Annotated in this window: 1 protein-coding gene; it reads left to right on the top strand. The window is 67.7% G+C overall.

Going from position 1 to position 1,497, the window contains the following annotated elements; genetic code table 11:
• Positions 1-134: 134 nt before the first annotated feature.
• Positions 135-1,460: an IS30 family transposase gene (locus LDQ05_RS19540; RefSeq protein WP_435278801.1), complete on the top strand. Its 1,326-nt coding sequence runs from the start codon at positions 135-137 to the stop codon at positions 1,458-1,460.
• Positions 1,461-1,497 lie beyond the last annotated feature (37 nt).

Here is a 1,497-nt window from a genome sequence, read left to right as displayed (position 1 = left end):
CAGGGTGGATTCAATCGGTCGTCGCAACACCTCGATGACGGAGGTGTGCGATGGGACACAGCAACAAGCAGACACGCCAGGCGCCGGTGGGTGCCCGACGGCAGTGGGCGGCGGATCGGGCGTTGCGCCCGTCGATGCGGTCACCGGGGAGACCGGAACCCTCGCGTGCGGTGCAGCGCGATTTCTGGCGGCGGATCGCCTCAGGAGCGACGACTGCCGACGCCGCGGAGACCGTCGGCGTGTCGTGGCCGGTCGGGTCCCGGTGGTTCCGTCACGCTGGCGGCATGCCGCCGATCAGCCTGGACGAGCCCACGGGCCGCTACCTGTCGTTCACCGAGCGTGAGGAGATCGCACTGTTGCGCGCCCAGGATGTCGGCGTGCGGGAGATCGCCCGTCGGATCGGACGCGACCCGGGGACGATCTCACGCGAGCTGCGCCGCAACGCGGCGACCCGCAGCGGCACGCAGGTCTACCGAGCCGGAGTGGCGCAGTGGAAAGCGCAGCAAGCCGCGAAACGCCCGAAAACGGCGAAGCTGGTAGACAACGACAGGTTGCGTGAGTATGTGCAGGAGCGGCTCTCCGGGGCCGTCCGCCGGCCCGACGGCACCGCCGTCGCAGGCCCCGACACGCCCGCGTGGAAAGGACTGAACAAGCCGCATCGGCAGGACCGACGGTGGGCGACGGCATGGAGCCCGGAACAGATCTCGCACCGGCTGAAAGTTGATTTCCCGGAGGATGAGTCCATGCGCATCAGTCACGAGGCGATCTACCAATCGTTGTACATCGAAGGTCGAGGCGCCCTGACACGGGAGTTGGTCACATGCCTGCGCACCGGCCGGGCACTGCGGGTGCCCCGTAGCCGATCGCAGAACAAGCCGCAGGGACATGTCACCGCGGACGTGGTGATCAGCGAACGCCCCGCCGAAGCCGAAGACCGTGCTGTCCCAGGGCATTGGGAAGGCGACTTGATCATCGGGACCGGCCGGTCCGCGATCGGCACGCTCGTCGAGCGCAGCAGCCGCTCCACGATCCTGGTGCACCTGCCTCGATTGGAGGGGTGGGGCGAGAGGCCGCCTGTGAAGAACGGTCCGTCCCTCGGTGGCTACGGCGCCGTCGCGATGAACGCCGCGCTGACGACATCGATGACCACGCTTCCCGAGCAGCTCCGCAAGACCTTGACCTGGGACCGCGGAAAGGAGCTGTCCGGTCATGCCCGGTTCGCTCTCAAGACCGGCACGAGAGTGTTCTTCGCCGACCCGCACTCGCCCTGGCAACGACCGACGAACGAGAACACGAACGGCCTGCTGCGCCAGTATTTCCCGAAGGGTACCGATCTGTCCCGGTGGTCCGCCGAGGACCTCGAGGCCGTCGCTCTGGCGATCAACAATCGGCCTCGCAAGATCCTCGGCTGGCGAACCCCGGCCGAGGTCTTCGCCGAGCAGCTACGCTCCCTGCAGTAGCCCGGTGTTGCATCGACCGGTTGAACTCGCCCAGTAC

The organism is Rhodococcus yananensis, assembly GCF_020515525.1.
Taxonomy (GTDB): domain Bacteria; phylum Actinomycetota; class Actinomycetes; order Mycobacteriales; family Mycobacteriaceae; genus Rhodococcus; species Rhodococcus yananensis.
Note: the sequence above shows the minus strand (reverse complement) of the source record. Positions and strands in the feature narration are given on the sequence as shown.